Origin of the sequence: Mesorhizobium sp. AD1-1, assembly GCF_020164655.1 — a bacterium.
GTDB lineage: Bacteria > Pseudomonadota > Alphaproteobacteria > Rhizobiales > Rhizobiaceae > Mesorhizobium > Mesorhizobium ciceri.
In genome coordinates, this window is the sequence record NZ_JAIUGP010000004.1 from 144,909 (window position 1) to 170,014 (window position 25,106).

The 25,106-nt window shown below is 63.3% G+C and carries 24 protein-coding genes; 7 read left to right on the forward strand and 17 right to left on the reverse strand.

The features are described 5' to 3' along the window. Positions 1-147: 147 nt before the first annotated feature. The gene (locus tag LB519_RS10365) at positions 148-1,263 is read left to right on the forward strand and encodes an anhydro-N-acetylmuramic acid kinase (protein WP_224619783.1); all 1,116 of its coding nucleotides are present in this window, start codon (positions 148-150) and stop codon (positions 1,261-1,263) included. Here the strand turns inward: LB519_RS10365 and LB519_RS10370 are convergent. From LB519_RS10370 to LB519_RS10380, 3 genes are read right to left on the reverse strand one after another with little or no spacing between them, the layout of a single operon-like run. Beyond that, complete coding sequence (locus LB519_RS10370; RefSeq protein ID WP_063167597.1) at positions 1,260-1,682, reverse strand: GNAT family N-acetyltransferase; 423 nt, start codon at positions 1,680-1,682, stop codon at positions 1,260-1,262. The genes LB519_RS10365 and LB519_RS10370 overlap by 4 nt on opposite strands. After that, positions 1,679-3,070 (reverse strand): sigma-54-dependent transcriptional regulator, encoded by a 1,392-nt coding sequence (locus tag LB519_RS10375; RefSeq protein ID WP_063167596.1) that lies wholly within the window; start codon positions 3,068-3,070, stop codon positions 1,679-1,681. The genes LB519_RS10370 and LB519_RS10375 overlap by 4 nt, the downstream gene beginning before the upstream one ends. Continuing rightward, positions 3,067-5,025 (reverse strand): sensor histidine kinase, encoded by a 1,959-nt coding sequence (locus LB519_RS10380; protein ID WP_063167595.1) that lies wholly within the window; start codon positions 5,023-5,025, stop codon positions 3,067-3,069. The genes LB519_RS10375 and LB519_RS10380 overlap by 4 nt, the downstream gene beginning before the upstream one ends. Positions 5,026-5,194: 169 nt before the next feature. Between LB519_RS10380 and LB519_RS10385 the strand changes: the two genes are divergently transcribed. Further along, entirely contained in the window at positions 5,195-6,523 is a 1,329-nt protein-coding gene (locus tag LB519_RS10385; RefSeq protein WP_063167594.1) for a dicarboxylate/amino acid:cation symporter, read from the forward strand. 67 nt (positions 6,524-6,590) lie between these two features. Here LB519_RS10385 and LB519_RS10390 read toward each other — a convergent pair whose 3' ends face one another. The 12 genes from LB519_RS10390 to LB519_RS10445 all read right to left on the reverse strand — a co-directional run bounded on the left by LB519_RS10390 (position 6,591) and on the right by LB519_RS10445 (position 18,189). Further along, positions 6,591-7,619 (reverse strand): ROK family protein, encoded by a 1,029-nt coding sequence (locus LB519_RS10390; protein WP_024502565.1) that lies wholly within the window; start codon positions 7,617-7,619, stop codon positions 6,591-6,593. Next, positions 7,616-8,338 (reverse strand): ribulose-phosphate 3-epimerase, encoded by a 723-nt coding sequence (locus LB519_RS10395; RefSeq protein WP_013532941.1) that lies wholly within the window; start codon positions 8,336-8,338, stop codon positions 7,616-7,618. Before LB519_RS10395 ends, LB519_RS10390 begins: the two co-directional genes overlap by 4 nt. After that, complete coding sequence (locus LB519_RS10400; RefSeq protein ID WP_224619785.1) at positions 8,335-9,168, reverse strand: alpha/beta fold hydrolase; 834 nt, start codon at positions 9,166-9,168, stop codon at positions 8,335-8,337. The genes LB519_RS10395 and LB519_RS10400 overlap by 4 nt, the downstream gene beginning before the upstream one ends. Continuing rightward, positions 9,168-9,986 (reverse strand): sugar phosphate isomerase/epimerase family protein, encoded by an 819-nt coding sequence (locus tag LB519_RS10405; protein WP_224619787.1) that lies wholly within the window; start codon positions 9,984-9,986, stop codon positions 9,168-9,170. Before LB519_RS10405 ends, LB519_RS10400 begins: the two co-directional genes overlap by 1 nt. Beyond that, a complete protein-coding gene (locus tag LB519_RS10410; RefSeq protein ID WP_224619789.1) occupies positions 9,986-11,062 on the reverse strand; it encodes a Gfo/Idh/MocA family protein in 1,077 nt (358 codons plus the stop codon). The genes LB519_RS10405 and LB519_RS10410 overlap by 1 nt, the downstream gene beginning before the upstream one ends. An 11-nt stretch (positions 11,063-11,073) precedes the next feature. Continuing rightward, positions 11,074-11,895, reverse strand: a complete 822-nt coding sequence (locus LB519_RS10415; RefSeq protein ID WP_224619791.1) for a sugar phosphate isomerase/epimerase family protein — start codon at positions 11,893-11,895, stop codon at positions 11,074-11,076. Positions 11,896-11,958: 63 nt separating this feature from the next. Then, positions 11,959-12,801, reverse strand: a complete 843-nt coding sequence (locus LB519_RS10420) for a carbohydrate ABC transporter permease (RefSeq protein WP_013532946.1) — start codon at positions 12,799-12,801, stop codon at positions 11,959-11,961. Between the two features lie 5 nt (positions 12,802-12,806). After that, the gene (locus LB519_RS10425) at positions 12,807-13,703 is read right to left on the reverse strand and encodes a carbohydrate ABC transporter permease (protein WP_023764771.1); all 897 of its coding nucleotides are present in this window, start codon (positions 13,701-13,703) and stop codon (positions 12,807-12,809) included. A 138-nt stretch (positions 13,704-13,841) separates the two neighbouring features. Next, positions 13,842-15,089, reverse strand: coding sequence for an ABC transporter substrate-binding protein (locus LB519_RS10430; protein ID WP_024502559.1), 1,248 nt, complete (start codon positions 15,087-15,089; stop codon positions 13,842-13,844). Between the two features lie 110 nt (positions 15,090-15,199). Further along, positions 15,200-16,345 carry an ABC transporter ATP-binding protein gene (locus LB519_RS10435; RefSeq protein WP_224619793.1) on the reverse strand — a complete coding sequence of 382 codons (1,146 nt, stop codon included), beginning with the start codon at positions 16,343-16,345 and terminating at the stop codon, positions 15,200-15,202. An 89-nt stretch (positions 16,346-16,434) separates the two neighbouring features. Then, complete coding sequence (locus tag LB519_RS10440; RefSeq protein WP_024502558.1) at positions 16,435-17,385, reverse strand: PfkB family carbohydrate kinase; 951 nt, start codon at positions 17,383-17,385, stop codon at positions 16,435-16,437. Between the two features lie 3 nt (positions 17,386-17,388). Beyond that, positions 17,389-18,189, reverse strand: a complete 801-nt coding sequence (locus LB519_RS10445; protein ID WP_224620040.1) for a class I fructose-bisphosphate aldolase — start codon at positions 18,187-18,189, stop codon at positions 17,389-17,391. 162 nt (positions 18,190-18,351) lie between these two features. Here LB519_RS10445 and LB519_RS10450 point away from each other — a divergent pair, with 162 nt between their 5' ends. From LB519_RS10450 to LB519_RS10460, 3 genes are all read left to right on the forward strand, one after another. Then, positions 18,352-19,113 carry a DeoR/GlpR family DNA-binding transcription regulator gene (locus tag LB519_RS10450; RefSeq protein WP_013532952.1) on the forward strand — a complete coding sequence of 254 codons (762 nt, stop codon included), beginning with the start codon at positions 18,352-18,354 and terminating at the stop codon, positions 19,111-19,113. Positions 19,114-19,380: 267 nt separating this feature from the next. Then, a complete protein-coding gene (locus tag LB519_RS10455; protein ID WP_013532953.1) occupies positions 19,381-20,529 on the forward strand; it encodes a Gfo/Idh/MocA family protein in 1,149 nt (382 codons plus the stop codon). Between the two features lie 10 nt (positions 20,530-20,539). Beyond that, positions 20,540-21,493 (forward strand): alpha/beta hydrolase, encoded by a 954-nt coding sequence (locus tag LB519_RS10460; RefSeq protein WP_224619795.1) that lies wholly within the window; start codon positions 20,540-20,542, stop codon positions 21,491-21,493. On the opposite strand, the gene LB519_RS10465 is transcribed toward LB519_RS10460, so the two are convergent. Beyond that, positions 21,490-22,524 carry a LacI family DNA-binding transcriptional regulator gene (locus LB519_RS10465; protein ID WP_224619797.1) on the reverse strand — a complete coding sequence of 345 codons (1,035 nt, stop codon included), beginning with the start codon at positions 22,522-22,524 and terminating at the stop codon, positions 21,490-21,492. The genes LB519_RS10460 and LB519_RS10465 overlap by 4 nt on opposite strands. 339 nt (positions 22,525-22,863) lie before the next feature. On the opposite strand from LB519_RS10465, the gene rsgA reads away from it, so the two are divergent. Beyond that, on the forward strand, positions 22,864-23,904 hold the full coding sequence (rsgA, locus tag LB519_RS10470) for a ribosome small subunit-dependent GTPase A (protein WP_024502554.1): 1,041 nt from the start codon (positions 22,864-22,866) through the stop codon (positions 23,902-23,904). Positions 23,905-23,923: 19 nt separating this feature from the next. Here the strand turns inward: rsgA and LB519_RS10475 are convergent, their stop codons facing one another. Then, complete coding sequence (locus LB519_RS10475) at positions 23,924-24,457, reverse strand: sterol desaturase family protein (RefSeq protein ID WP_027163878.1); 534 nt, start codon at positions 24,455-24,457, stop codon at positions 23,924-23,926. Positions 24,458-24,630: 173 nt separating this feature from the next. Between LB519_RS10475 and LB519_RS10480 the strand changes: the two genes are divergently transcribed. Further along, a complete protein-coding gene (locus tag LB519_RS10480) occupies positions 24,631-25,101 on the forward strand; it encodes an NUDIX domain-containing protein (RefSeq protein ID WP_224619798.1) in 471 nt (156 codons plus the stop codon). The last annotated feature ends 5 nt before the right edge of the window (positions 25,102-25,106 follow it).

Below are 25,106 nucleotides of genomic sequence, written 5' to 3' on the forward strand. Positions count from 1 at the left end.
CAACCGGATTCATCCGACCGATATTTTGACGGTAGAATCGTCAGGCTTCGCAAAGCTATCGGTGATCTCATCGATGGGGACTGGAGCATGGTCCCGAAAAGTGGGAAACGGTTTTCGGAAAAGATCATGCTCAACGAGGAAACGACTATGGAACCAATCTGGGCCGTCGGCCTGATGACCGGCACGGTGCTGGACGGCAACATCGACGTCGCGCTGATCAAGACCGATGGCGAGCAGATCGAGGATTTCGGCACCTATCGGCTGATGCCCTATCCCGCGTCGATCCGCTCGCTGCTGGAAGAGACGCTGACGGAGGCGCGGGCGTGGAATTTCGTCGGGCCGGAGCCGGCGATCTTCCGCACCGCGGAGGATGCCCTGACACGCGCGCAATCGGCGGCCGTCAAGGAGTTGGTCGAAGGCTGTGGCATGACGATGGCCGATATCGGCATTGTCGGTTTTCACGGCCAGACCGTTCTGCATCGTGCGCCGCAGGTTGGACGGCTGGGCCAGACCCGGCAGCTCGGCGACGGTGAGCTGATGCATGCCATACTGGGCACCAAGGTCGCATACGATTTCCGCTCGGCCGACATGCGCGCCGGGGGGCAAGGCGCGCCGCTGGCCGCGGTCTATCACACCGCGCTGATGCGCAGCGCCGGTGCCAATGGCGAGGTCGCCGTACTCAACCTCGGCGGCGTCGCCAACATCACCTGGTGGGACGGCGCTGACAATGTCGTCGCCTTCGACACCGGCCCCGCCAACGCGCCGCTCAACGATTTCATCAAGTCGAAGGGGCTCGGCGAGATGGACCGCGACGGCGCGCTTGGCCGGGCGGGAACGGTCGACGAGGCCCGGCTCGCCAAGCTGCTGCAGCACCCTTATCTGAGCAAAGCCTACCCGAAATCGCTGGACCGTTTCGACTTCGGTGCCGCGATGGCGGACGGCCTGAATGCAGAGGATGGTGCGGCCTTGCTCACCGCGTTCACCGCCGGCGCCGTCGGCAAGGCACTCGACCTCTTACCAAGCCGGCCCAAAAAGCTGGTGGTCAGCGGCGGAGGTCGCCATAATCCGACCATGATGGCGATGCTGGCCAGCCGCGCCGGCGTCGAGGTGGTGCAGGCCGAGAGCCTGGGCTGGAGCGGCGACGCGGTGGAGGCGGAATGCTTTGCCTTCCTCGCGGTTCGCGTGCTGCGCGGCCTGCCGATCAGTTTTCCGAGCACGACCGGCGCACCGCGGCCGATGCAGGGCGGAAAACTCGCCGGTTAAGCCAGTTTCTTCTGCAGGAAGATGCGGCTGCGGCCGACGGGGAAGTCGGCAAGTGTTCCAAAGGGCTGATAACCCTGGCGCTGATAGACCTTGGCGGCATTCGGATTGAAGGTGTCGATCCAGGCGTTTTGACAGCCGCGCGCCACCGCTTCATGTTCGGCCGCGTCCAGCATCTTGCCGGCCATGTGCTGGCCACGCAGCCGCTCATCCACCCAGAGCCATTGCACATAAAGCCATCCCCAGGCGGTGTAGCCGGAAATGCCGGCGACGACCGCGCCGGCGTCGTCGCGCACGAACACCGCAAGCGCATGCCTTTCGGACGCGCCGACATCGCCGTCGTTGAACGCCGTCAGCCTTTCGCTGAGAAAAGTGAGGTCTTGCGGCGAGGGATTTGCCGTCGTTTGCAGTGTCGTGTTCATCGCTTTTCCGAGATGGGTTGCGTATCGGCATCGCCGCCATTGCGAAATTCGGACGCGGCAATGCCGTAGCGCTTGAGCTTGTCATAAAAGGTCTTACGCGGCACGCCGAGCACGTCGATGGCGGCGCGCACGTCGCCGCCATGGTCGCGTAGCGCATCGCGGATCAGTTGCGCCTCATAGTGGCCGACCCGTTCGGGCAATGCTGCCGCAGGCTCCGGCGAATGCGCGCGAACCGTTTTCATCTCCTCGTCCGGGCCGAGACCGAGCGCGACGCGATCGGCGAAATGGGCGAGCTCGCGCACATTGCCCGGCCAGTCATGCGACTGGAGATGATCGCTGACGGCTGCATTCACTTTGGCGACAGGCCGGCCAAACCGTTCGGCCGCCTTGCCGAGGAAATGCCCGAACAGCATCGGGATATCGCCGCGGCGTTCACGTAGCGGCGGAATGCGCAGCGTCACCACGTTGAGGCGAAAATACAGATCCTCGCGAAAATCGCCGCGCTGGTCCGGCCGCCCGAGATCGACCTTGGTCGCTGCGACGACCCTGAGATCGATGCGCCGTATCTCGTTCGAGCCAAGCGGCGTGAGGCTGCGCGTTTCGAGCACGCGCAGCAGCTTGACCTGGAGCGCAGGCGGCATGGATTCGATCTCGTCGAGAAACAGCGTGCCGCCGCTCGAATGCTCGATGCTGCCAATCCGCCGCCGCTGCGCGCCGGTGAACGCGCCAGCCTCGTGGCCGAACAACTCGCTCTCTATGACCGTCTCCGGCAGAGCGCCGCAATTCAGCGCGACGAAGGGTTTTGCGCGCCGCCGCCCCCATCGGTGCAGGAGGTCCGCCACCACTTCCTTGCCGGTTCCCGTTTCTCCCTCGACCAGCACATCGACATCCATGTCGGCGATCTGGCGCAAGGTCTCGCGCAACCGCTTGATGGCAGGCGCCTCGCCGATCAGCGGCAGGCCGTCGGCGGCCAATGCCGCGGCTTCGCGCAGCCGCCGGTTTTCCATCACCAGCCGCCGCTTCTCACTCGCCCGTTTCAGCGCCTCGACAAGGCGTTCTCCGGCATAGGGTTTCGGAATGAAATCGTAAACGCCGTCCTTGAGCGCGGCCACAGCGAGATCGACGTCGCCATGCCCGGTAACCAGGATCACCGGTATATCCGCGTCGATCGCTTTGATGCGATCGAACAGCTGCAGACCATTCATGCCTGGCATGCGGATATCGCTGACGACGACGCCCTCGAAATTCCTGTCGACGACGGCAAGTGCTGCCTCGGCGGCGTCGAGTGCGACCACCGTGAAGCCGGCAAGCTCGAGCAATTGCGTGGTGGCGTGAAGGAGGTCCGCATCGTCGTCGACGAGCGCGACCAGCCCTGATCCGTCTGTCATTCAATTCGCCTCAAATCGATGGTGAAGGATGCGCCGCTGCCATTGCCGGGATCGAGCCGCAGCGTGCCGCCCAATTCCTGGGCGATCTCCTGCGAGATCACCAGCCCCAGGCCAAGCCCCTTCTCCTTGGTGGTCTGGAACGGCATGAACAGATTGCCGGCCGCCTCCGGACCAAGGCCGGGTCCATTGTCGCGCACCGAAATCAGCACTCGATCACCGCGCTCGGCGAGTTCGATCTCGATGCGCGGATCGGGCTGGTCCTTCATCGCGTCCAATGCATTTTGCAAAAGATTGACCAGGATCTGCTCCAGCCGGATGCGGCTCGCCATGACCACCGGCGAGGCATTGCCGCGCGGCCTGACGATGGTGACGCCGGAATCGCGTATGCGGCCTGACAGCAGCGACAGCGCGCCGTCGATCGCCTCGCGCACCGGCAGCGGCGAAGCGGCGACGCCCGGCCGGCGGGCGAAAGTGCGCAAGGTGCCGGTGATCGCGCCGATGCGTTCGGTCATCGAAACGATCGATGTCAGATTGCCGCTGGCCGATCCGGTCTTGCCGCTGTCCAGAAAACGACCTGCATTCTCGGCATAGGTGCGGATGGCGGCGACCGGCTGGTTGATCTCATGCGCCACGCCGGCGGCGATCTGGCCGAGGATGGAAAGCCGGTTGGCCTGGGCGAGATCGTCGCGCAGTCGGCGGACCTTGGCTTCGGCATTCTCGCGCTCGGCGATTTCGCCGGCAAGTGCGGTGTTGGAGCGCGTCAGCTCGGCCGTTCGCGTGCTGACCCGGCTTTCGAGCTCGGCATTCATGCGCGCCAGCGCTTCCTGCCGCAGCCTGCGCGTTCGCCGGCGCCGGGTCAGCACGTAGGCAATCAAGCCTAGAAGCAGCAAGCCCAGGAGCGTGGTCAGGCGCGCCGTATTGGCGGCCGAGGAGAGAGCAGCGTCGGCGGGCGTCAGCAGCCACAGACGCCAGCCTGGGACTGCACCGGGCAAATCCTGCACCACCTCGACGAACTGGCGTGGTTTTCCGGCGTTGTCGATCGTCGCCAGGCCATCGCCGGCGCCGCGTCTGAACGGCAGCGGCTCGAAGGCAGCATCGGCCAATTGCAGTTGCTCATGGGCGGCGGCCACGTCCTCGGCCGACAGTGGTGCCAGCGCACGAAACCGCCAGTCGGGCTGGCTGGTGGCCAGCACGACGCCTCGTTCATCGGTGACAAAGACAAGGAAACCGCTGGAACGCCAATTTGCCTCGACGCCGTCGAGCTCGACCTTCAACACCGCAACGCCAAGCGGCTTGCCGTTATCGTCGACGCGGCTCGAAAGGTAGAGTCCCGGCCGTCCGCTGATCGTGCCGAGGCCATATTGGCTGGCAGCACCTTTCGCCATCGCCTCCTGAAAATAGTGCCTGAAATTATAGTCGATGCCGACAAAGCTGGTCGGTTCGCCGGCATTGCTGGCTGATATGGCGATGCCTGCCGTATCGATGACATAGATGGCGGAGGCCGAGGCATCGCCGGCAATCGCCTTGAGCTTGTCGTTGAGGGCCGCTTCTTGCATCTTCCCGGCCCGGCGCAGCGCGCCCCGCACAGCATCGTCGCGGGCCAGCACCAAGGGAACCAGGCGCTGCTTTTCGATTTCGCCGGTCAGCGTTCCCGCCGCCAGCGGCAGAGCGGCAAGTGCTGTGTCGCGCAGATTGTCGGCCGCCTGGCCGGAGGCGATGCGCCCGGCGATGGCGATCGCGCCAGCCAGGACGGCAAGGGCTGCGACCACGGCAAGCCAGCGGCCGTCGCGCAGCCGGGCCACCGCCTCGCGCAGCAACTCACGGCCGGCAAACCCTTGGGATTCGCTATCGGTGCCTGCCTGCGGCGTCTGCCCTCTCCCTTTTCTTCGCGGCTTTCCGGTCAGTGTAATGCGAAAATCCGCCCAGGCAAACGCCACTTGTGCGGAAATCCGCACAAGTATTGTCCGCGCGACCTCTGACAAAGGCGGAAATCCGCGATTCCGGCCTTTCCCCGATCTGGCACGACGCTTGCAAAACTGTTTTCAGCGGCGTGCGACCGGAGCGCCGCGATGGGAGAAGTCACGCAGGCGATCCGTTTTCGCCCATCCGGCCAGGGAGAGTTCGATGCACATCGCAGACCAATCAGGCGCGCTTGCCGCGCAGCGCAAACCTTTCTATGCCCAACTCTACGTGCAGGTGCTCGTCGCGATCACCGTCGGCATCCTGCTCGGCCATTTCTATCCGTCGGTCGGCGAGAGCATGAAGCCGCTCGGCGACGCCTTCATCAAGCTGGTCAAGATGATCATCGCCCCGGTCATCTTCCTGACCGTGACAACGGGCATTGCCGGCATGAGCGACCTGCAGAAGGTCGGGCGTGTTGCCGGCAAGGCGATGCTCTATTTCCTCACCTTTTCGACGTTGGCGCTGATCATCGGCCTTGTCGTCGCCAATGTCGTGCAGCCGGGCGCCGGCTTCAACATCGACCCGGCGACGCTCGACGCCTCGACCGTCAACACCTACGCCGCCAAGGCGCACGATCAGTCGGTCACCGGGTTCCTGATGAACATCATCCCGTCGACCATCGTCGGCGCCTTCGCCGACGGCGACATCCTGCAGGTGCTGTTCTTCTCGGTGCTGTTCGGCATCGCGCTGGCGCTGGTCGGCGACAAGGGCATGCCCGTGCTCAACTTCCTGCAGGCACTGACGACGCCGATCTTCAAGCTGGTCAGCGTGCTGATGAAGGCCGCCCCCATCGGTGCCTTCGGCGCCATGGCCTTCACCATCGGCAAATACGGCATCGGCGCGGTCATCAATCTCGCCATGCTGGTCGGCACCTTTTACGTGACGTCGTTCCTGTTCGTGTTCATCGTGCTGGGTGCGGTCTGCCGCTACAACGGATTCTCCATCCTGTCGCTGATCCGCTACATCAAGGAAGAGCTGCTTTTGGTGCTGGGCACCTCCTCGTCGGAGGCCGCCCTGCCCTCGCTGATGGAAAAGATGGAGAAGGCCGGCGCCAAGCGCTCGGTGGTCGGTCTGGTCATACCGACCGGCTATTCCTTCAACCTCGACGGCACCAACATCTACATGACCTTGGCGGCGCTGTTCATCGCACAGGCGACCAACATCCACCTGTCGATGGGTGACCAGATCCTGCTGCTGCTGGTGGCCATGCTCTCGTCCAAGGGTGCCGCCGGCATCACCGGAGCGGGCTTCATCACCCTTGCCGCCACGCTGTCGGTGGTTCCGGCGGTGCCGGTCGCCGGTATGGCGCTGATCCTCGGCGTCGACCGCTTCATGTCGGAATGCCGGGCGCTGACCAACTTCGTTGGCAATGCCGTCGCCACGCTGGTGGTGGCGCGCTGGGAAGGCGAACTCGACGAGGCCAAGCTGGCGAGGGCGCTGGCGGGCACGGCTGATGACAGCCTGCCGGCGGATGTCGTCCCCGCCGAGTAACCACGCGTGGCTTATGCGTAAAAGGCCGGAGGCATGCTGCCTCCGGCCTTTGTCATGCAGTCGCACGTCAGACGGTACCGATCTTGCTCAGTGGTGTGTCCGGATATGTGCTTGGGCCGACAGGCATGCGGGCTGCCAAAGTGCCCTCGTCGTCGAACAGCACAAGGCTGGCGGCGCCGACGAGCCCGGCATGGCGGCCGAGCTGTGCTGGAACGACCGGTACGTCGCGATAGGCGCGCATGGCCCGCTGCCTGATGGTTGCCTCGATGGTCGGCGCCATCAGGTCGAGCCCATTGGCGATGCCGCCGCCGACGACCAGCACATCGGGCGAATAGAGATGTAACAGGTTGGTGAAGCCGACGCCCAGCCAGCGGGCTTCCTCGTCCAGCAAGGCCGAGGCAAGATCGTCGCGCAGCCGTGCCGCCTCGACGACATGGCGGCCGGTCACCTCCGCATCCGCTGACAGGCGCCGCAAGGCAGAGCCGTCGCCGGCCGCCGTGGCGGCGGTGGCGCGGCGGCCGAGCGCGGTTCCCGAAGCGATGGCCTCGAAGCAGCCGATGACGCCGCACACGCAACGCTCGCCCTCATTGGTGATGGTCATGTGACCGATCTCGGCGGCAAGGCCACGGCGGCCATGCAGGATGCGCCCATCGACGACGACACCGCCGCCGATGCCGGTCGACACCGTGACAAAGACCAGCGAGCGAGCGCCATGGCCGGCGCCGAAGCGCCATTCGCCGAGCGCCGCGGCATTGGCGTCGTTCTCCAGACGGACCGGCAGGCCGAGCCGCCGCTCGAGGATGTCGGCAAGCGGTACATCCAGCCAGCCGGTGAGTGTCGGCGGGCCGACGGCGATGCCGGCCAGCGGATCAAGCGGTCCCGGCGCACCGACACCGACGCCGACGACCGACAGTGCCGGGGCTTCGGCATGGACGGTCGCCGCCAGCGCCTCGATCTGGCCGATCACCACGTCTGGACCGGCCTGCGCCTGCGTCGGCACCGCCGCGAATGCCAGGATCTTGCCTTCGCGGTCGACCAAGGCGGCGCGAAGCTCCGTCCCGCCAAGATCGATCGCAAGGGCGGCTTCCGTTGTCATGCCGCGACCTTCAAGCCGTGCAGCCAGCCGATGCGGCCGGCGAGGTCCTTGTCACCGAAGGCGAGCGAACCGAGAACCACGGTTTCGGCGCCGGCGGCACGCAGCAACGGCACGGTCTCGTGGCGGATGCCGCCGTCGGCGGCCAGAACCACTTGCGCCTCACGGCCGGCCTTTCTCAGGATAGCGCGGGTAGCGCCCAGCCTGTCGCAGGCCTTGTCCGACAGGCTCTGTCCCTTGACGCCGATTGCGGTTCCAAGAAGCGTTACGAAGGCGACTTCCGGGACGAAGGCCGTCACCGCTTCCACAGGCGTCTCCAGCCTGAGCACGACGCCCGCCTCGGCGCCGAGCTCCCGCGCCAGCCGCACGGCGCGCAATCCCGCCTCGCCATTCTCGGCATGGACGCTGATCATGTCGGCGCCGGCTTCGATGAACTGGCGCGTCTGCGCCTCGACGATTGCTTCATCGACCATCAGGTGGACATGGATCGGCTTGGCCGTCAGCCCGGCGATGCGGGCGACGAGGTCGGGGAAGAACAGGAAGGACGGGGCGAAATGACCGTCCGCCACATCGATATGATGAAGATCGACATAGGGTTCGATGCGCTTCAAGTCGTTCTCGAAATTGGCAAGATTGGCAGACCAGAGCGAGAATTCGGCGATCATGCGATCGCGTGGCAGTTCGGCGATGGCGGCCGGGCCGGAGAGAGATTTCGAGATCATGATTGGTCCTGCTTGTCAAAATTTGTGTTGAGAAAGCTGCCGATGGCGGCGCGGATTTCGGCGAAATGACGCTCCTTGTCGGTGGCCTTCGGCGTCACCTCGACAAAGGCGGCATTGGGGATGGTGTCTGCAAGGCTGCGCGCGGTGGCCAGCGGATGGACGAGATCGATGCCGCTGCCAATGACGAGTGTCGGGAGCGCGAGGCCGGCGGCCGCTGCCCGCGTCACGCCGGCCCCATCGTTTGCGATTGCTCGCATCACCTCGGCGAAAACATTCGCGTTCTCGCGCGCAAAAAAGCCAAGCAAGGACGCGAGATTGTCCGGCGCTTCGGTGCGAAACCATGTGGCAGTCGCGGAGGCCGCGAAGGCATCGCGCGCGTCATCCAGCGGACGGCTGAGGATGAGCTCCGCCACTTCCACGTAAGGGCGCATGTTTTGCGGTGCCGCGTCGAAAGCCCAGGCAGGGCGAACAAGCACGAGACCTGTGACCCTATCCGGGTGCCGGGCCGCAAGCCGCAAGGCGATTGCCGCGCCCATCGAGATGCCGCCGGCGACGAAACGGTCGAGGCCGGCGGCATCGGCGGCAGCCAACACGTCGTCGGCGAACATCTCGATCGAAAAAGGACGCTTGCTGCCGACGCCGGAGCCGCCCTGAGCGCGACATTCGACGGTCAGTCGGCGGTATGAAGGACCATCGGGAAAGTTCTGCGCCACTTGTGCCGCATCACCGCCGAGGCCGTGCTGGAAGACGACGGGAGGCCTGCCCTGCCCCGTGTCGAAGACACGAAGCGATGCATCGTCGCGAAGCAGGATCGCCGGCGCGGCGCCCATCAGAGGAATCCCCGCAGAAAGGCTGCGACGCCGGGGGCTTCATCGGCGGACAGCCCGTGGGTGACGAGCGATCCGTCGAAGCCCGCTGCCTTCAGCCGTGAAACAAAATGCGGAAAATCGACGATGCCTTGTCCGGCGGTGGCAAAGCGGCCGTCACCAGAGCGATCCTTGGCGTGCGCCATGGCGATATGGCCGGCAGCCTCGTCGATCGCGGCGGCGACGATGGCGCGCGCTTCGTGTGGCGTCGCGTGCTCGAACAGGTTCGCCGGATCGAGCACGATCTTCAGATGCTTCGTTCCCATTTCGGCGATCAGCCTGATCGCGTCCCTGGCCGAGGTGACGATGTTGGCCTGCTCGGGCTCGATGCCGAGATCGACGCCGGCGTCTTCGGCAAGCGCCAGCGCTTTCTCCATCTCGGCGGCCATGTCGGACCAGGCGGCCGGCGTGCTATTGTCGGGATGATACGCCCATTGATCGGCGGCATTGCGCGAGCCGGTGCAGAGCGTGACCAGCGGAATACCGAGGGCCGCCGCCGTCTCGATGACGACGGCAAGACGGCGAAGACCGTCGTCGCGCACAGCCTTGTCGGGATGCGCCATGTTGTAGGTGCCCGACAGCGCGGCCAGCGAAACGCCTGACGACCGCACTGCGGCACGGACGGAAGCGATGGCATCCGCCGGCACGACATCCGGCATCGACGGCAGGCCGGCGCAGGCGAGATTGAACTGCGTCGTCTCATAGCCAGCCTGCTTAACCGCCGCCAGCACGGCAGCCGGCTCTGTGCCGGCAAATGTCTTGGCGAAAATGCCGAGACGCATCAGAACGCTCCCGAAACCGAGGCGAGTTCGACCCGTTCACCTGTCTCGACCGAACGCGCGATGGCGACCATGGCGCGGATCGAGGCGATACCGTCCTCGACATTGGCGCCGCGCATCGGCGTGCCGTTCAGGACTGTATCCGCTAGGCCTTCCAGTTGGCGGCGGAAGAAATGACCGTCGGCGCCGAGCGGCTTGTGGGCGGTGGCGGTCTTCTCGTAAAAGATCTCGACCTCGCTGGCGCGGAAGTACCAGGGGTTGAAGGTTTTCGCGATGACGGAGCCGTTCTCGCCATAGAGCTGAAAACCTTCGTGCCAGTCCATGCGCACGGCAACCGTCAGGTCGAGATGGCCGAGCGCGCCGCTGGCGAATTCGGTCTCGACGAACCAGCAATAGGCGCCGAATTTCTCATTGAGGCGGGCGCGCACGGCAACGATATCGCCGCACAGGAAACGCGCCGTATCGACGAGATGCGAGCCGTGCGCCAGCATGAAATATTGCCTGAGATCAGCCTTGGGATTGCCGGTCGGCTTCTTCGCCAGCTTGCTGGTGACCGGCAGCGGCTGAATGGCATCGGTGTTGGTGTAGCGATGGGTGGAATCGCAGTACCAGGCCTTCAGCGCCAGCACCTCGCCGATCTCGTCGCGCACGAAGTCGCGCGCCGCCTCCAGCGCCGGGTCGAAGCGCTTCATATGCCCGACCTGCAGCACCTTGCCCGAGCGCCTGACCGCCTGGGCCAGCGCCTCGCCTTCCTCCACCGAGGTGCCGATCGGCTTTTCGCACAGGACATGCTTTCCCGCATCGAGCGCCTTGATCGACATCGGCACGTGATAGGCGTCCGACGTGGCGACGATCACCGCTTCCAGTTCGGGATCGGCGAGCATGGCGTCGTAGTCGGCATACATCTTTTGCGGCTCGTAGGTGGCGCCCATGCGGGCGAGCAGATCGGGTGCCGCGTCGCAGATGGCGTAGAGGTCGGCATTCCCAGCCTTCACGCAGGATTGCAGATGCGCGAACTGCGCGATGGGGCCGCAGCCGAGCACACCGACCCTGAGGCGTCTGTCCTGTTTCTTGATCATCGTCTCGTTCTTCAGGCGCCCAAGCTGCGCATTGTCTGGCGGTTGGTTTTTACCGCGCCGGCGGGATCGGCGGCGGCCGTTTCGGATTCCTCCTCCAGCACCAGCCAGCCGTTGAAGCGCGGTGCGGTGTTGGCGATCTCGATCACCGCCGGCGTGTCGCAGATGCCCTTGCCCAGCATCGCCCAGGTGCCGTTGGCATCGACGTCCTTGAGGTGGATGTAGCGGATGCGGTCGCGGTAGGTGCGCAGCGTATCGGACATGTCGTTGTGGCCGCGCAGTATATGGCCGGTATCCGGTACCCAGCCGACCAGGTCGGGGTCGAGCAAGGCAAAGATCGCATCGTAATCGGCGCGGTCGAACAGCAGCGTGTTGTGGTGCGAGCTGGGATGCACCGCAACCTGGACCCCGGCCTTGCGTCCGATCTCGCCGGCGTTGTTGTAGACATCGGCCGCGATGGCGAACTTATCCTCACGCGGGCCGTCGGACACCACCGTCGCCGAGCCCATCGACACCAGCGCATTCGGGAAGGCGGCGGCGAAATCGATCCAGCGTTTGGCGGTTTCGAGGTCGGCGCCGATCTCCTCCTTCGACGTAAAGCCACTGTCCGAGCCAAAGGCGAAGGAAACCAGCGTCAGCCCCGACGCCTTCAGCGCGGCGGCGAACTCCTCCGGCTTGTTGCCATAATGTCCGATCATGGTGTCGGTGATCTCGATGCCCGCATAGCCACCGTCAGAGATCGCCCTCAGCAGATCGTCGGGGCCGCCGGTGAACCGGTCTCCCAGCATTTCCCAGGTGAAGGTCTGGCAGCCGACTTTGAGGTCTTTCACGTTCATCCTTTCAATCCTTGATACCGCTTATTGATTGATGCCACCCTGCGTCGCCGTGGGATGAACATCCTACTTGACCGAGCCCGCGGTCATGCCGGCGAGGAAGTACCTCTGGGCAACGAGGTAGATGAGCAAGAGCGGTAGCGAGCCGAGCACGCTCATCGCCATCATCTGGTTCCATTCGAAGGCGTGCTGCCCCATCAACAGCTGGATGCCGATCGGGACGGTTCGCATGGACGTCGATTTCGTCAGCGTCAGCGCAAAGAGAAATTCGTTCCAGCACAACAGGAAGGTGTAGACCGACGTCGCCACGATACCAGGCAGTGAAATCGGGACAATCACCCGCCAAAGCGCGGTCCAGCTGCTGCCGCCGTCGACAGCCACGGCTTCATCGAGATCGCGGGGCAAGGTGTTCAGATATCCCGTCATCAGCAGGATCGCGTAGGGCAGCGTAAACACCAGGTAGGTCAGGATCAGCGCGACGTAGGTATCGAAGATACCGTATGAGACGACAAGCCCGAAGAAGGGGATCAAAAGTGTGATCGGCGGAATCGTCTGCGTGCTGATGATGATTGTGTTCAGGCTGCCCTTGCCGCGGAAATTGAAGCGGCTGAACCCGTAGGCCGCCAGCAAGGCGATCAGCACCGTCAGCACGGTCACCGCTCCCGCCACGAAATAGCTGTTGAAGAAGAAGCGCAGCTTTACCGGGTCGCCAAGGATGGCTGCATACGCTTCCAGCGTGAACGCCTTTGGCAGGATGGTTGGCGGCAGGGCAAAGATTTCGGTATTCGATTTGAACGAGCTGCTCAGCATCCAGTAGATCGGGAATGCCGCGAAAAAGAGCCCCGCTGCAAGCGCTACATGGAGCGCCACGGTGATCAGCCTGTCTTTCGGCGTATGCCTTTTCCTCATGGTGATTACCGAGCCTTTTGATAGCGAATATAGAACAGCGTCAGGCCGAGAGAGATCAGCAGGATGACCACGGCGCTGGCCGAAGCCTGCGACAGGTTGTAGCTCGAAAATGCCAGCTTGTACGTGTAGGTGCTGAGGACCTCGGTCGAGTAGATCGGGCCACCGCCCGTCGTTATCCAGATTAGCGGGAAGACCTGCATGGTCCAGATGAAGTCGAGCAGCGAGATGCTGATGATGATCGGCATCAGCTGCGGAATGGTGATGAAGATCAGCTTCTGGTAGGCTTTCGCCCCGTCGATATCGGCGGCCTCGTAGAAATCCTTGGGAATGCCCTGCAAACCCGCGAGCAAACTGACCATGAAGAGCGGGTAGCCCGCCCAGATATTGGCAAAAGTGACTGCATGCAGCGCGGTCTCAGGCGAGGAAAACCATTCGACCTTGGAACCGATGATGCCGATTTGCATGAGAATACTGTTCACGACACCGTTCGGCTCAAGCAGGAGGCGCCAGATCACGGCGATGATCACCGCGGTGAACAGCCAGGGCAGTATGTAGAGCACGCGCAGAATATTGCGCAGCGTCGGATTGATGCGGTCGCTGTTCAGCATGAGCGCGAAGACCATGCCGATGGTCATGTGGAAAATGACACTCATGCATGTGAAGTAGAGCGTGTGCCACAGCGAAGCCCAGAACACGGGGTCGTCGAAGATCGCCTGGTAGTGCTTCAGTCCGGCAAAGGATGGGTCACGACGCAGCACCGCGCTGTTCTGGAACGAGTAGGCAATCACCGTCACCATCGGCAGCAGCATCAGGAGCCCGATTATGAGCAGCGAGGGCGACAGATAGAGGTAGGGTGCGACCGCTCGTTTGAGCTTGTGGTGGGAGCGCTTTTGCCGGGTCATGTGCCAACCTTGGGATACGCCTTCAAGGGAAGGTAAGCTTTCAAAAACAAGTCCACTCAGAATGCCGATCCGTTGTTGCCGGGTGGCCTGCCCGAAGTCAGGTCACCCGGTCGAAGACAGCAAACGGGAACAGGCCGATCAGAATTTCGCCATCCAGCCCTTCTGAGCGGCGGCGGCGGCTTGTTCCGGAGACTGCTCGCCGGCGAGCATCTTCTGGGCTTGCACGTCGAACTGGGTCATCAGGTCTTCAGCCACCGGCAGGCCCGTGAACTCATTGGCGAGATGACCGGTCTTGAAGATTTCAAAAGCCTTGCCGAAAGCCTTGTCCGAGGTCACGAAATCGGGCTTGGCGTTGACGTTGCCCGGGAAGGCGTTTGCAAGCGACACGAGCTTGGCGTTGACCTTTTCACTCATCAGATACTGGACGAGTTTCCAGGCCTCTTCCTGATGTTTCGAAGCCGCAGAGATGCCGATGCCCCAGGAGGCATAGGGAAGGCCGCGCTTGCCGGTATAATTTTCCACGACAGGGACCGGAATGAGGTCGAAGTTCAGCTTGGGATTGCGCTTGCGGATGAGGTTCACATGCGCGAGCGAGTCGATCATCATCCCGACCCGGTTGTTGACGAACTCCTCGACCTTTTCCTGCTCGGTCTTGGTGGCGATGCCGGGCGAGATGGTGCCGGCGTCATTGAGTGATTTGACGAAAGTGAGCATATCCACCACCGGTTTGCCCTCAAGGTCCGGCTTGCCGCTCGCCATCATCGACTGGCCCGAAGCCCAAACCCACGACATCATGTCGTTCTGGACGCCGGATGGCGTTTGCAGCGACAGGGGCAGCACCCAGCCATACTGGTTCTGGTCGGCGTGCGTCATCTTCTTGGCGGCTTCGAGAAACTCCGCACGGGTCGACGGCAGCTTGGTCACGCCCGCCTTGGCGGCGAGGTCCAAATTCACGAAGACCGGATAGACGAACGAAGCCACGGGAAACATCACGGCCTTGCCGTCCACCTTGATGATATCCGCGACCTGGCTCTTGTCGAAACCGCTTGCATCCATCATCGGATTCATGTCGGCGAGTGCGCCCTGCGCATTCAGATTGTTCACCCAGGCGCCGTCGAGACCGACGACGTCGCTGAGCGTTCCGGTTGCAGCACCAACCGAGATCTGGTCTCGCGTGGTGGCGTAGGGGCCGCTGACCAGCGTCACCTTGATTCCGGGGTTTGCCGCCTCGAACTCATCCATGATTGACCTGAGCGAGCCAGCCGGCAATTCGGGCTCCCACCATTGGGTGAATTCCAGCGTCGTATCCGCCATGGCGCCGGTTGCGCCAAGCAACCATGCGGCCGCGGCTATTTTCAGCATCGCGGATTTAATACGAAACGTCATTTTCTCCTCCTTCTTTATATTCGCCCGCACAATGCGGCCGATCGTCTGATTATTCAGAAGTCTTCTTACGCAGGCGCCTCACCCTCGCCCGCGGGTCTTATCGCTGATATTCAGATTGCCAGATGCGTCTCGGGGTCGAAGAAATGGAGCTTGGCATCATCCAGGGCCAAGCTGATTTCCGAGCCGGAGCGGACTGTGCTGACCGGTTCGAATTTCGCCACCGCATTCGACGCCAGGCCGAAATCCTGCACCGCGTCAGGGTCGCCGGAGTCCACCCGGACCGCGTCGATGTTGAGATGGACGATTTGTTCGGATCCGAGTTCTTCGATCGAGGTCACCTTTGCCGGTATCGTCTGATACTTGCGGCCGGATTCGAGCCTGCTGTCATAGAGATCCTCCGGTCGTATCCCGAACACGACCTTGCGCCCCGCATACGACCTCAAGCCCGGCCTGCGCACGAAGGCTGCATCCTGCAGCCGGATGGCCAAGGCGCCGGACATCAGTTCGTCGCCCGTCAGGGTTGCCTCGAAAAGATTCATCGAAGGAGACCCGATGAAGCCGGCAACGAAAGCGTTCACCGGCGATTCATAGAGTCTCTTGGGTGCGTCGACCTGCTGCAGCACGCCGCCTTTCAACACCGCGACCCTGTCGCCCATCGTCATGGCTTCGGTTTGGTCGTGGGTCACATATATGGTCGTTACGCCGAGCTGCTTTTGCAGACTGGTGATTTCGGCGCGCATTTGAACACGCAGTTTCGCGTCCAGATTGGAAAGAGGTTCGTCCATGAGAAAGGCTGCCGGCTCGCGCACCATGGCGCGGCCCATGGCAACCCTTTGACGCTGTCCGCCTGAAAGGTTCGCGGGTTTGCTGTCCAGCAGAGACGTCAGTTGAAGGGTTTTGGCGATCTCGTCCACGCGCTTTTTGCGCTCGGCCTTCGGCTTGCCTGCCAGCCGCATCGAAAAGCCGATGTTTTCGAACACGGTCATATGCGGATAGAGGGCGTAGCTCTGGAAGACCATCGCGATGTCGCGATCCTTGGGCGGCATGTCGACGACGTCGACCCCGCCGATCCGGAGACTGCCGCTGGTGACGTCCTCCAATCCCGCGATCATCCGCAACGCGGTGGATTTGCCACAGCCGGACGGCCCGACGAGAATCAAGAACTCGCCGTCCTTGACCGACAGGTTCAATTGGTCGATTGCGTGAAAATTGTTCCCGTATGTCTTGCAGATATTCTCAAGAACGACTTCTGCCATATTCCTCCCTCCACAAGTCTAAGCCGTTGATTCTTATGATTGTCCTCGGCTTACGCTCACCTGCGAAATTTTTCCTCGGATAGTTCGGGCTATGTTCCGGTATCAAGCCGCGCATATTTCAGTTCGACTGCCGACGGCGCGTTCGTCGATGCCAGGAGTTCCTTGACCTGGTCGTCGGTCGGAAGCGCCTCGCGCCCGCCCCGCCCCGTTATCGAAAGGGCCGCCGCCGCGGCCGCGAATGCGACCCGGCCTGCGGTGTCGGCCCCGCGCGTCAATGCAAGGGCATAGGCGCCATGAAAGCAGTCACCGGCGCCGGTCGAGTCGACGACGGCAACCCGGTGCGGAGGCAGGTGCCAGAGCCCTGTCTCGTCGCGTCCGCGATAGAAGACGCCTCTGCCGCCATCCGTCAGAACCACGGCGGACCGCGACGGCAACCACAATGCATCGAGTATCTCGGCCGGAGCCTGGCGGCCGGTGGCGGTCCGCGCGAAGCCGAGCGGAAGAATGAGATGGTCGCAGAGCCCGATCAGTCTCTCGGTGGCCGGGCCGTGGCTCCATTCGACATCGCCGAGGATCGCAAGGCCGAGATCGCGAGCCCGAGCCACGACATCCAGCGACCCGATCCCGTAACTGTCGACGATCAGGACAGTCGCGCGGCTGAGAACCTCGTCCGGAAAGTCCGGCGCGGTGCCCAGCATCGCTTCGTCGTCATACGCGATGAACCGCTCCCCGTCCGAACCGACGGTGATCCGCGAGCGCACCGGGCGCGCGTGCGGGTGGCGCGGCGCGAACGCGGTTTCAACGCCGCTCGCAACGAGATCGCACAACACGGCGTCGTCGGCGGCACTGCCCAGCCATCCGACGAACCCGGCGCTTCCGCCGAGCCGCGCGACGGCGGCAAGTGCCGTCGCGACGTTTCCCCCGAAAGCTCGGGCACTTTGCAAAACCTTCCCCTTGCCCGCCGACAACGGCTGATCGACATAGACGATGTCGTCGATCGCAATAGCTCCGAAGCCGAGGATTGAAGGGACGGCGGGCATCGTTCAGGCACCCGCCTTCGCCAAGGCGTCTTGCGCCGAAAGGCCGTCATGGATGACGCCCCGAAAGGCGATCGCTGCCTTTTCCGGATCGCCGTGCCCCCAGAGATTGCGGCCCACCACGGCACCGCGCGCGCCGGCACGGATGGCGTCCGCCGTCTGCTGAAGGGCGCCGAGCAGCGTGTCGGTCTTCGGACCTCCGGCGATCACAACCGGCACCGGGCAGGTCCGAACGGTCTCTCGAAACGACTCGAAATCGCCCGTGTAACCGATCTTGATCACATCGACGCCGGACTCGTAGCCGATGCGTGCCGCATAGGCGATCTCGTCGGGGGTGAAGACGATTTTTGCCCCGTCGGTGAAATCGCGAGGGTAGATATGCGCCACCACCGGCATGCCGTAACGAGCCGCCGCGTTCACCGAATCGGTCAGCCAGCGTATGTATTTTCCCTCGGTCGCGCCGCGCACTGGAATGGCCACGGCCAACGCATCGGCGCCGGCGCGCACCGCATCCTCGGGCGTTGCAATCAGTTCACTGATGCGATCGTCTGGGGTGAAGCAGCCGGCTTGGATCACCAGGGAAGCCTTGCCCGCATATTGCGGCCACAGATGGCGCGCGGTGCCAGGCTGGATGCTGACGTAGTCGGGTTTGCCTAGCATGACGCGTGCAAGCGCACCCGGCAGGTCGGCAAGACCTCCTTTGCGCACGTCGCCATAGCCGACAAAGTGGTCGACCGCGCCGCCAAAAAGATTCCCCGATGGATGTGAGAAGAGGCGCGCCAGGCGCACCTTGGTTCCGAGGCTCATGAATCCAAAACTCTCCAATTGATTGATTTCAAAATCCTGGACCCAGTGTTTGCGAAAGAAATAACAAATGCAATCTTTCGAAAGCTTTCGAATTCGCCTATTTTTGGTAGAGTGAACCGACGCCAGGGCGATCGCTTGGCGCATGGGGGCAAGGACAGGCCAATGTTGTCAGAGCAGAGACGCCAATCGATCCTGGGTGAAGTGCAACGCAGCGGGCAGGTTCGCATCAAGGACCTGTCAGACGATTTTGGCGTGTCGGAAGTCACGGTGCGCTCCGACCTCGAGATACTGGATCGCAAGGGACTGCTGACCAAGACCCGCGGAGGCGCGGTGACCCGGACCACGGATTCGACCACGGCCGCGTTCGCCCGGCGGATGCAAACAAACCTCGATGCAAAGAAACGCATCGCCCGAGCAGCGATAGACCTGTTCGAGGACAACCAATCGGTCATCTTCGATGGCGGCTCGACATTGATGCAGGTTGCCATGCTGTTACCGCCGCTCAGCAATGTCGTGGTCGCGGCCACGGCGATGAATATCGTGCAGCATCTGATGCATCGGCCCGGGCTCGACGTTCACATGATCGGCGGCCGGGTCTATCCGGACACGGTAAGCACGCTGATCACCGATGCCGACACGGCTCTCGGCGGCTTGGTAGCGCATCAGGTCTTTGTTGGAGCGCATGCGATTGACTCGTCACTGGATGTGGTCGACGTGAACGAAGACATGGCGCGAACCAAGCGAAACCTCGTGCGCATGGCCCGGCGCGTTGTCCTCCTTGCGGATTCGAGCAAATGGGGCGTCAGCGGAACCTCCAAGGCCTTTTCGCTGTCGAGCGTCGATGTCGTGATCACCGACGATGGCCTGTCCGGCCCAATACGCAGCCAGCTTGATAGGACAGGGGCCAAGGTGATCTATGCCTGACCCCGTCGAGGTCCCTGGCCGCGGCGGAAATATCCGATGCGCGCATGACCCACGGCATCCGCATCGGCGGTCGGCCGTTTTTTCATGTCGGTCATTTTCTCCTCCCAGGACTGGCAGCCTCCCGATATCGCGCCAGCATTTTCGCATGTTGTATAAAAATTTTACGCGCGTCAATATTTAAAATGTTGTATAGCCCTTTGCGAAGGCGATCCGTTACTTCTGGGCGGATTCGGCAGACGGTGACCGCGTTGGGAGGTACGATCGAAAATGCACGGGATATCAACGACGAAACTCGGGATCGGCGTCATCGGATGCGGCAATATCTCGATGACCTATTTGCGCAATGCCGCTCTCTTCGGCGGCATCGAGTTGCGCGCCTGCGCCGATATCTCGGCCGACATGACGGCGCTGCGGGCGAAGGAATATGGCATACGGGCACTCGGCGTCGATGCACTGCTGGCCGACCCCGAGATCGATCTCGTCCTCAACCTGACCATTCCGGCGGCGCATTTCGACATTTCGTTTGCCGCCCTTTCGGCCGGCAAGCACGTCTTCACCGAAAAGCCGCTCGCCACCTCGGCCGCCGATGGACGGCGCCTGGTCGACGAGGCGCGGTCGCGCGGGCTGCTGCTCGGCTCGGCGCCCGACACCTTCCTTGGTGCAGCCGGACGCCGCGCCCGCCGGCTGATGGATGACGGCGCCATCGGCCGCCCGGTCACCGGCACCGCCTTCATGATGGGCCGCGGCATGGAGCACTGGCACCCCAACCCGCAGTTCTACTACCAGCCAGGCGGTGGCCCGGTGTTCGACATGGGCCCCTACTATCTGACCATGCTGGTCAATCTGCTCGGCCCGGTCGAACGCGTCATGGCGATGGCGACGCGCGGCCAGGAGGAGCGGCTGATCACTGCCGAAGGGCCATTCAAGAACACCACATTCAAGGTCGGCACGCCGACCAATGTGCTGTCGCTGCTGGAGTTCCGCTCCGGCGCAACCGTCACCTTCGGCGCCTCGTGGGATGTCTTTCGCCACTCCAACCATCCGATCGAACTGCACGGCACGGAAGGCTCGCTGCGCCTGCCCGACCCCGACACGTTCGGCGGCACCGTGTCGCTGTCGAAACGCGGCACCGACTGGAGGGATTTCGCCAGCGAAGGCGAACTCTATGGCGCCCGCAACTGGCCTTATGCGGCGCCCGATCGCGCCAATTACCGCATGCTCGGCGTCGCCGATCTGGTGCGCTCGCTTCAGACCGGCAACACGCCACGCGCCTCCGGCAATCTGGCGCTGCATGTACTGGAGATCATGGAGGCTATCCTGCGCTCCGGTGAAACACAGGGCTCGGTCGCCATCGCGGGCGATGTCGTCCAGCCGGCCCTGCTGACCGAGGAAGAGGCGAGCGATCTGCTGGCCTGAGGGTATGATCATGACGCTCGATCCGGATGCGCTGCGCGTCCTCGACATGGCTCGTGCAGCCGGCGGCAAGCCATTCGAGACCGGCAGCGTGGCGGCGGCGCGAGCTGCCTACAACGCCTCGTTCCCGACGCTGCAAGGTGAGCATGAGCCGGTCGCGACGACCTTTGAACAGCAGATCGACGGGCCGAACGGCCCCATCACTGTCCGCATCCATCGCGGCATCGACGCACTGCCGAGCGGGGCGCCGGCGCTGCTCTATCTGCATGGCGGCGGCTGGGTCATCGGCAATCTCGATTCACATGACGAGATCTGCCGCCTGATGGCCAATCTCGGCAACGCCGTCATTGTCTGCCCCGACTATCGCCTGGCCCCGGAGCACAAATTTCCCGCCGGGCTCGAGGATTGCCTGGCGACACTTCGCTTCATGGCCGAGAATGCCGTCGACCTGGGCATCGACAAGGTGCGCATTGGTGTTGCCGGCGACAGCGCCGGCGGCAATCTTGCCGCAGTGCTGGCGCTGCTCGCACGCGATGGGCTCGCTCCACCACTTGCGACGCAGATCCTGATCTATCCCAACACCGACGCGCGGCAGACATCGGACAGCTACCGGCGTTTCGGCGACGGCTTCGGCCTTACCGCGACGACCATGGCATGGTTCCGCGACCATTATGTGCGAACGCCCGACGATATCATGGACTGGCGCGTCTCGCCCTTGCTGGCGCCTGATCTTGCCGGCGTCGCGCCAGCATTCGTGGCGCTTGCCGGCTGTGACATCCTGGCCGACGAAGGGGCAGCCTATGCGGCGCGCCTGCAGGCCGCGGGCGTGCCTGTGATCCTGCGGCACTGGCCGGGCCAGATCCATGGCTTCGTCTCGATGGGACGCCATATTCCCGCCGCCCGGCAAGCGGTGGTCGAGGCGGTGACGGCCTGGCGCCACTTCGAGGGATCGACGTCGACCGGTTAGGCCGACTGACGCATCACCAGGGCGGCACCGAGCTTGACGGTGCGCGCCATGCCCTGCTTCGGCGGATCGGCCTCGTCCAGCAGGGCCAGCAGGATCTCGACGCTGCGGCCGGCCATGGCGGTGAAATCCTGCGCCATGGTGGTCAGCGCCGGACAGGTGTAGCGGCTCAGCGGATGGTCGTCGTGGGCGGCAACGCGCAGATCGCAATCGGGCCTGCGGCCGACCTTCAGGCCGCGCGAGTACGCGGCCGCCATCACGCCAAAGGCGAGACGATCGTTGGCGCACAGGATGGTGCGGCCAGGCAAGGTCCCGGCCTCCAGCATTTTTTCCGTCTGCTCGTAGCCGATGCGTTCGAAGTCCCAGGTGTAATCGCGCGCGGCCTCGATGACGACCGGCTTGAAGCCGGCGGTCTCCATCGCGACGATGTAGCTCTCCTGGCGTTCGCCGGAGTTGTGGTTGACATGCGGAATGTCGAGATAGACCGGCGGTTCGCCCGAGCGACAGAGATAGTCGACGATGGTCGACACGCTCTGCCGGTTGTCGTTGCCGACGAACGGCGTATCGCCCTCGATATAGGTGTCGAAATAGACGATCGGAATGTCCTGCCCGAGCTTGTCGAAGACGCTGCGGTCGGAGGCAAGGCCGAGCGGGGCGATAATCGCGCCGGCCACCTTCAGCGACAGCAGCGTCCTGACCGACTCCGCCTCCAGCTTCGGCGAACCATGCGAGGAGATGACGATCGGCCAGTAGCCTTCGTCGCGGCAGCGAAATTCGATGCGGCTGACCATCTCGGCGTAGAACGGATCGGTGATCGTCGGCACGACGATGCCGATGTTGCGGGTGCGCTTGCGGTTGAGGTTGCGCGCGAAAAGGTTCGGCTGATAGTCCGAGGAACGCAGGGCGGCTTCGATGCGCGCCCGCGTCGCCGGCTTCACGCTCGCCGGATCGTCGAAATATTTGGACAGCGTCGGGCGCGACACGCCGCATGCCTGGGCGAAGTCGTCCATCGTGCGGTGCGTCTTCTCCGCCATCGATATATTCCTGATCCCCTGCCAACGATCGGCCCCGCCCACAGTCATGCGACCGTTGACCGGATGCGACAATGCTTGACGGAACTTATTCAGTCAATTTTCACAGTTCCCAATAGAACGCAAAAATATTCCATGCGTCAAATTATTTGTTAACGCTTCAAAACTGATGGCGTCATGGACTTCATTGTCAGTTCGACGAAGGGCTGCAGAAGCTTGCCGCTCAGCCCTCGGCTACGGGCCTGCTTGCCAAATGTCGCCATGCCGCCCATACACGGCTTGGAAATCACCCCACCCCGTTCGCCCCCCCTGCCAGGGATACCGTCCAATGTCCGTGACGCCGTGGTCAAAGCCGTGACGGATCACTCCACGCCATCGCTCGCCAGCCTGGGCTGGACCGAATTTTTCGGCGACCAGCTCGAGCCCGGCGAAGCCAATCTTGTCCCGACGCGGATCGCCACCGTCCACCGCGATCGCCTGACCGGCCTGTCCCAGGCAGGGCCGGTCGATCTGACGCTGGCGGCGCAGGCGAACACCGGTGACTATGCCGTCGGCGACTGGGTTCTGGTCGATGGGCATGAACACCTTGTGAAGCGCCGCCTGACCCGCAAGACGGTGCTGGAACGCCGCACCCAGGGCGGTGGCAGGGTGCCGCAGCTTGCCGCGGCCAATGTCGACACGCTGTTCATCGTCACCTCGTGCAATGCCGACTTCAATCCCGCCCGGCTCGAGCGCTATCTGGCGCTGGCCAACGAGGCCGGAACGACGCCGGTGATCCTGCTGACCAAGGCCGATACCGCTGAAGACGCCGAGACCTACCAGAAGCAAGCTGCGGCGTTGCAGCGTGGATTGCCGGTGGTGATGCTGAACCCCCGCACATCGGATGCGGCAACCGTCCTGGCTGCCTGGTGCGGTGTCGGCCAGACGGTGGCGCTGATCGGCTCCTCCGGCGTCGGCAAATCGACGCTGGTCAACACGCTGGCCGGATCGGCGCAGCAATCGCCGCAACAGACCGGGGGCATCCGCGAGCACGACTCCAAGGGACGCCACACCACCACGTCGCGATCGCTGCATTCCATCGCCGGCGGTGGCTGGGTGATCGACACGCCGGGCATGCGGACGCTGCAGGTCAGCGATGTCGGCTACGGCATCGACACGCTGTTTGCCGAAATCACCGAGCTTGCACCGCTCTGCAAGTTCCGCGACTGCACGCATGTGCACGAGCCGGGTTGCGCGGTTCAGGCTGCCTTGAAGGCGGGGACGCTCGACCCGGAGCGCCTTGCCCGCTGGCGAAAACTGTCCGACGAGAACCAGAACAACACGCCGGTCCAGAGCGGGCCTCGCGGAGCCAAGACTTCCGGCGGTCGCGGAAAGAGGCGCTGAACGGCGAGGACTGAGGACTTCAGAGCTGCGCCGTGCCGAAAACGCGATCCCAGAATGCCGAAGTCACACCGAAATTGGCCGTTTCGTCGATGTGGTGATGCACCGCATGACGGCGCTTGAGCGTGTAGAGATAGCTCGGATGCGCCGGGTGCCAGTGATGGATCATGTGGTGGATGCTGATGTACCACAGATATCCCAGCATCAACCCGCAGCTCACCGCGCTCGCCGTGGCGAAATCTGAGACCACCCAAACGGGCACAAACGCGACCAGCGCATGCACGCCGAGACTGAGCCAGGTTGGCGTGCCCACAGAACTGCGTTCCTCGACATGGTGACGGTCGTGCAGGTCCTTGACGTAAGGAATATGGTGAAGAGCGAACCTGTGCAGCACATACTCGATCAGCGTCCAGAGGCCGAGACAGGCGAGGACAGTGCCGATCCAGCCTGGCGCACTCTCTTCGCCAGCCTCGAGCAGCCCGGCCACTGCCAGCACGGCGATCACCAGCGGATACACCACGAAGTCGCTATAGTAGCCAATAAGACCGAGTTGCATCGTCACCTAGCCTTCGAGCCGCCAAATAAGCGATGGTATCAGATTGCCGGACTCGTGACCGAGGTGCAATGCAGACGCGCCTGACATAGCGTCGCAATCCCCTAGTGCAAGGTTCGCATCAACGATTCAAGGACCGTCGGCAGGCTGCCGGCTTCGCAAATGGACGTACAAAAATGGTAAAACGCAGTGCGGGATTGCTGATCTATCGCCGCAGCGATGGCGATCTCAGGGTGTTGCTGGTTCACCCGGGCGGGCCGTTCTGGGCGAAGAAGGACGATGGCGCCTGGTCGATACCGAAGGGTCTCGTCGGCGAGGACGAGGATGAGTTGACGGCAGCGCAACGCGAGACCGAGGAAGAGCTCGGCGTCAGGGTCGACGGCACCTTCGCGCGGCTTGGCGACTACAAACAACCCGGTGGCAAGATCGTCTCGGCCTGGTCTGTCGAGGCGACCATCGACATCGACGTGGCCGCCATCAAGAGCAACATTTTCACCATGGAATGGCCGCCAAGGTCAGGATCCCTGAAGGAGTTCCCGGAGGTCGACAGAGCGGGCTGGTTCACCTTGCCCGAGGCCGAGGTGAAAATCCTCAAGGGGCAGCGCCCGATGCTTTTGGATTTTGCCAGGCAGCAAGGCGCCGGATGATCCGC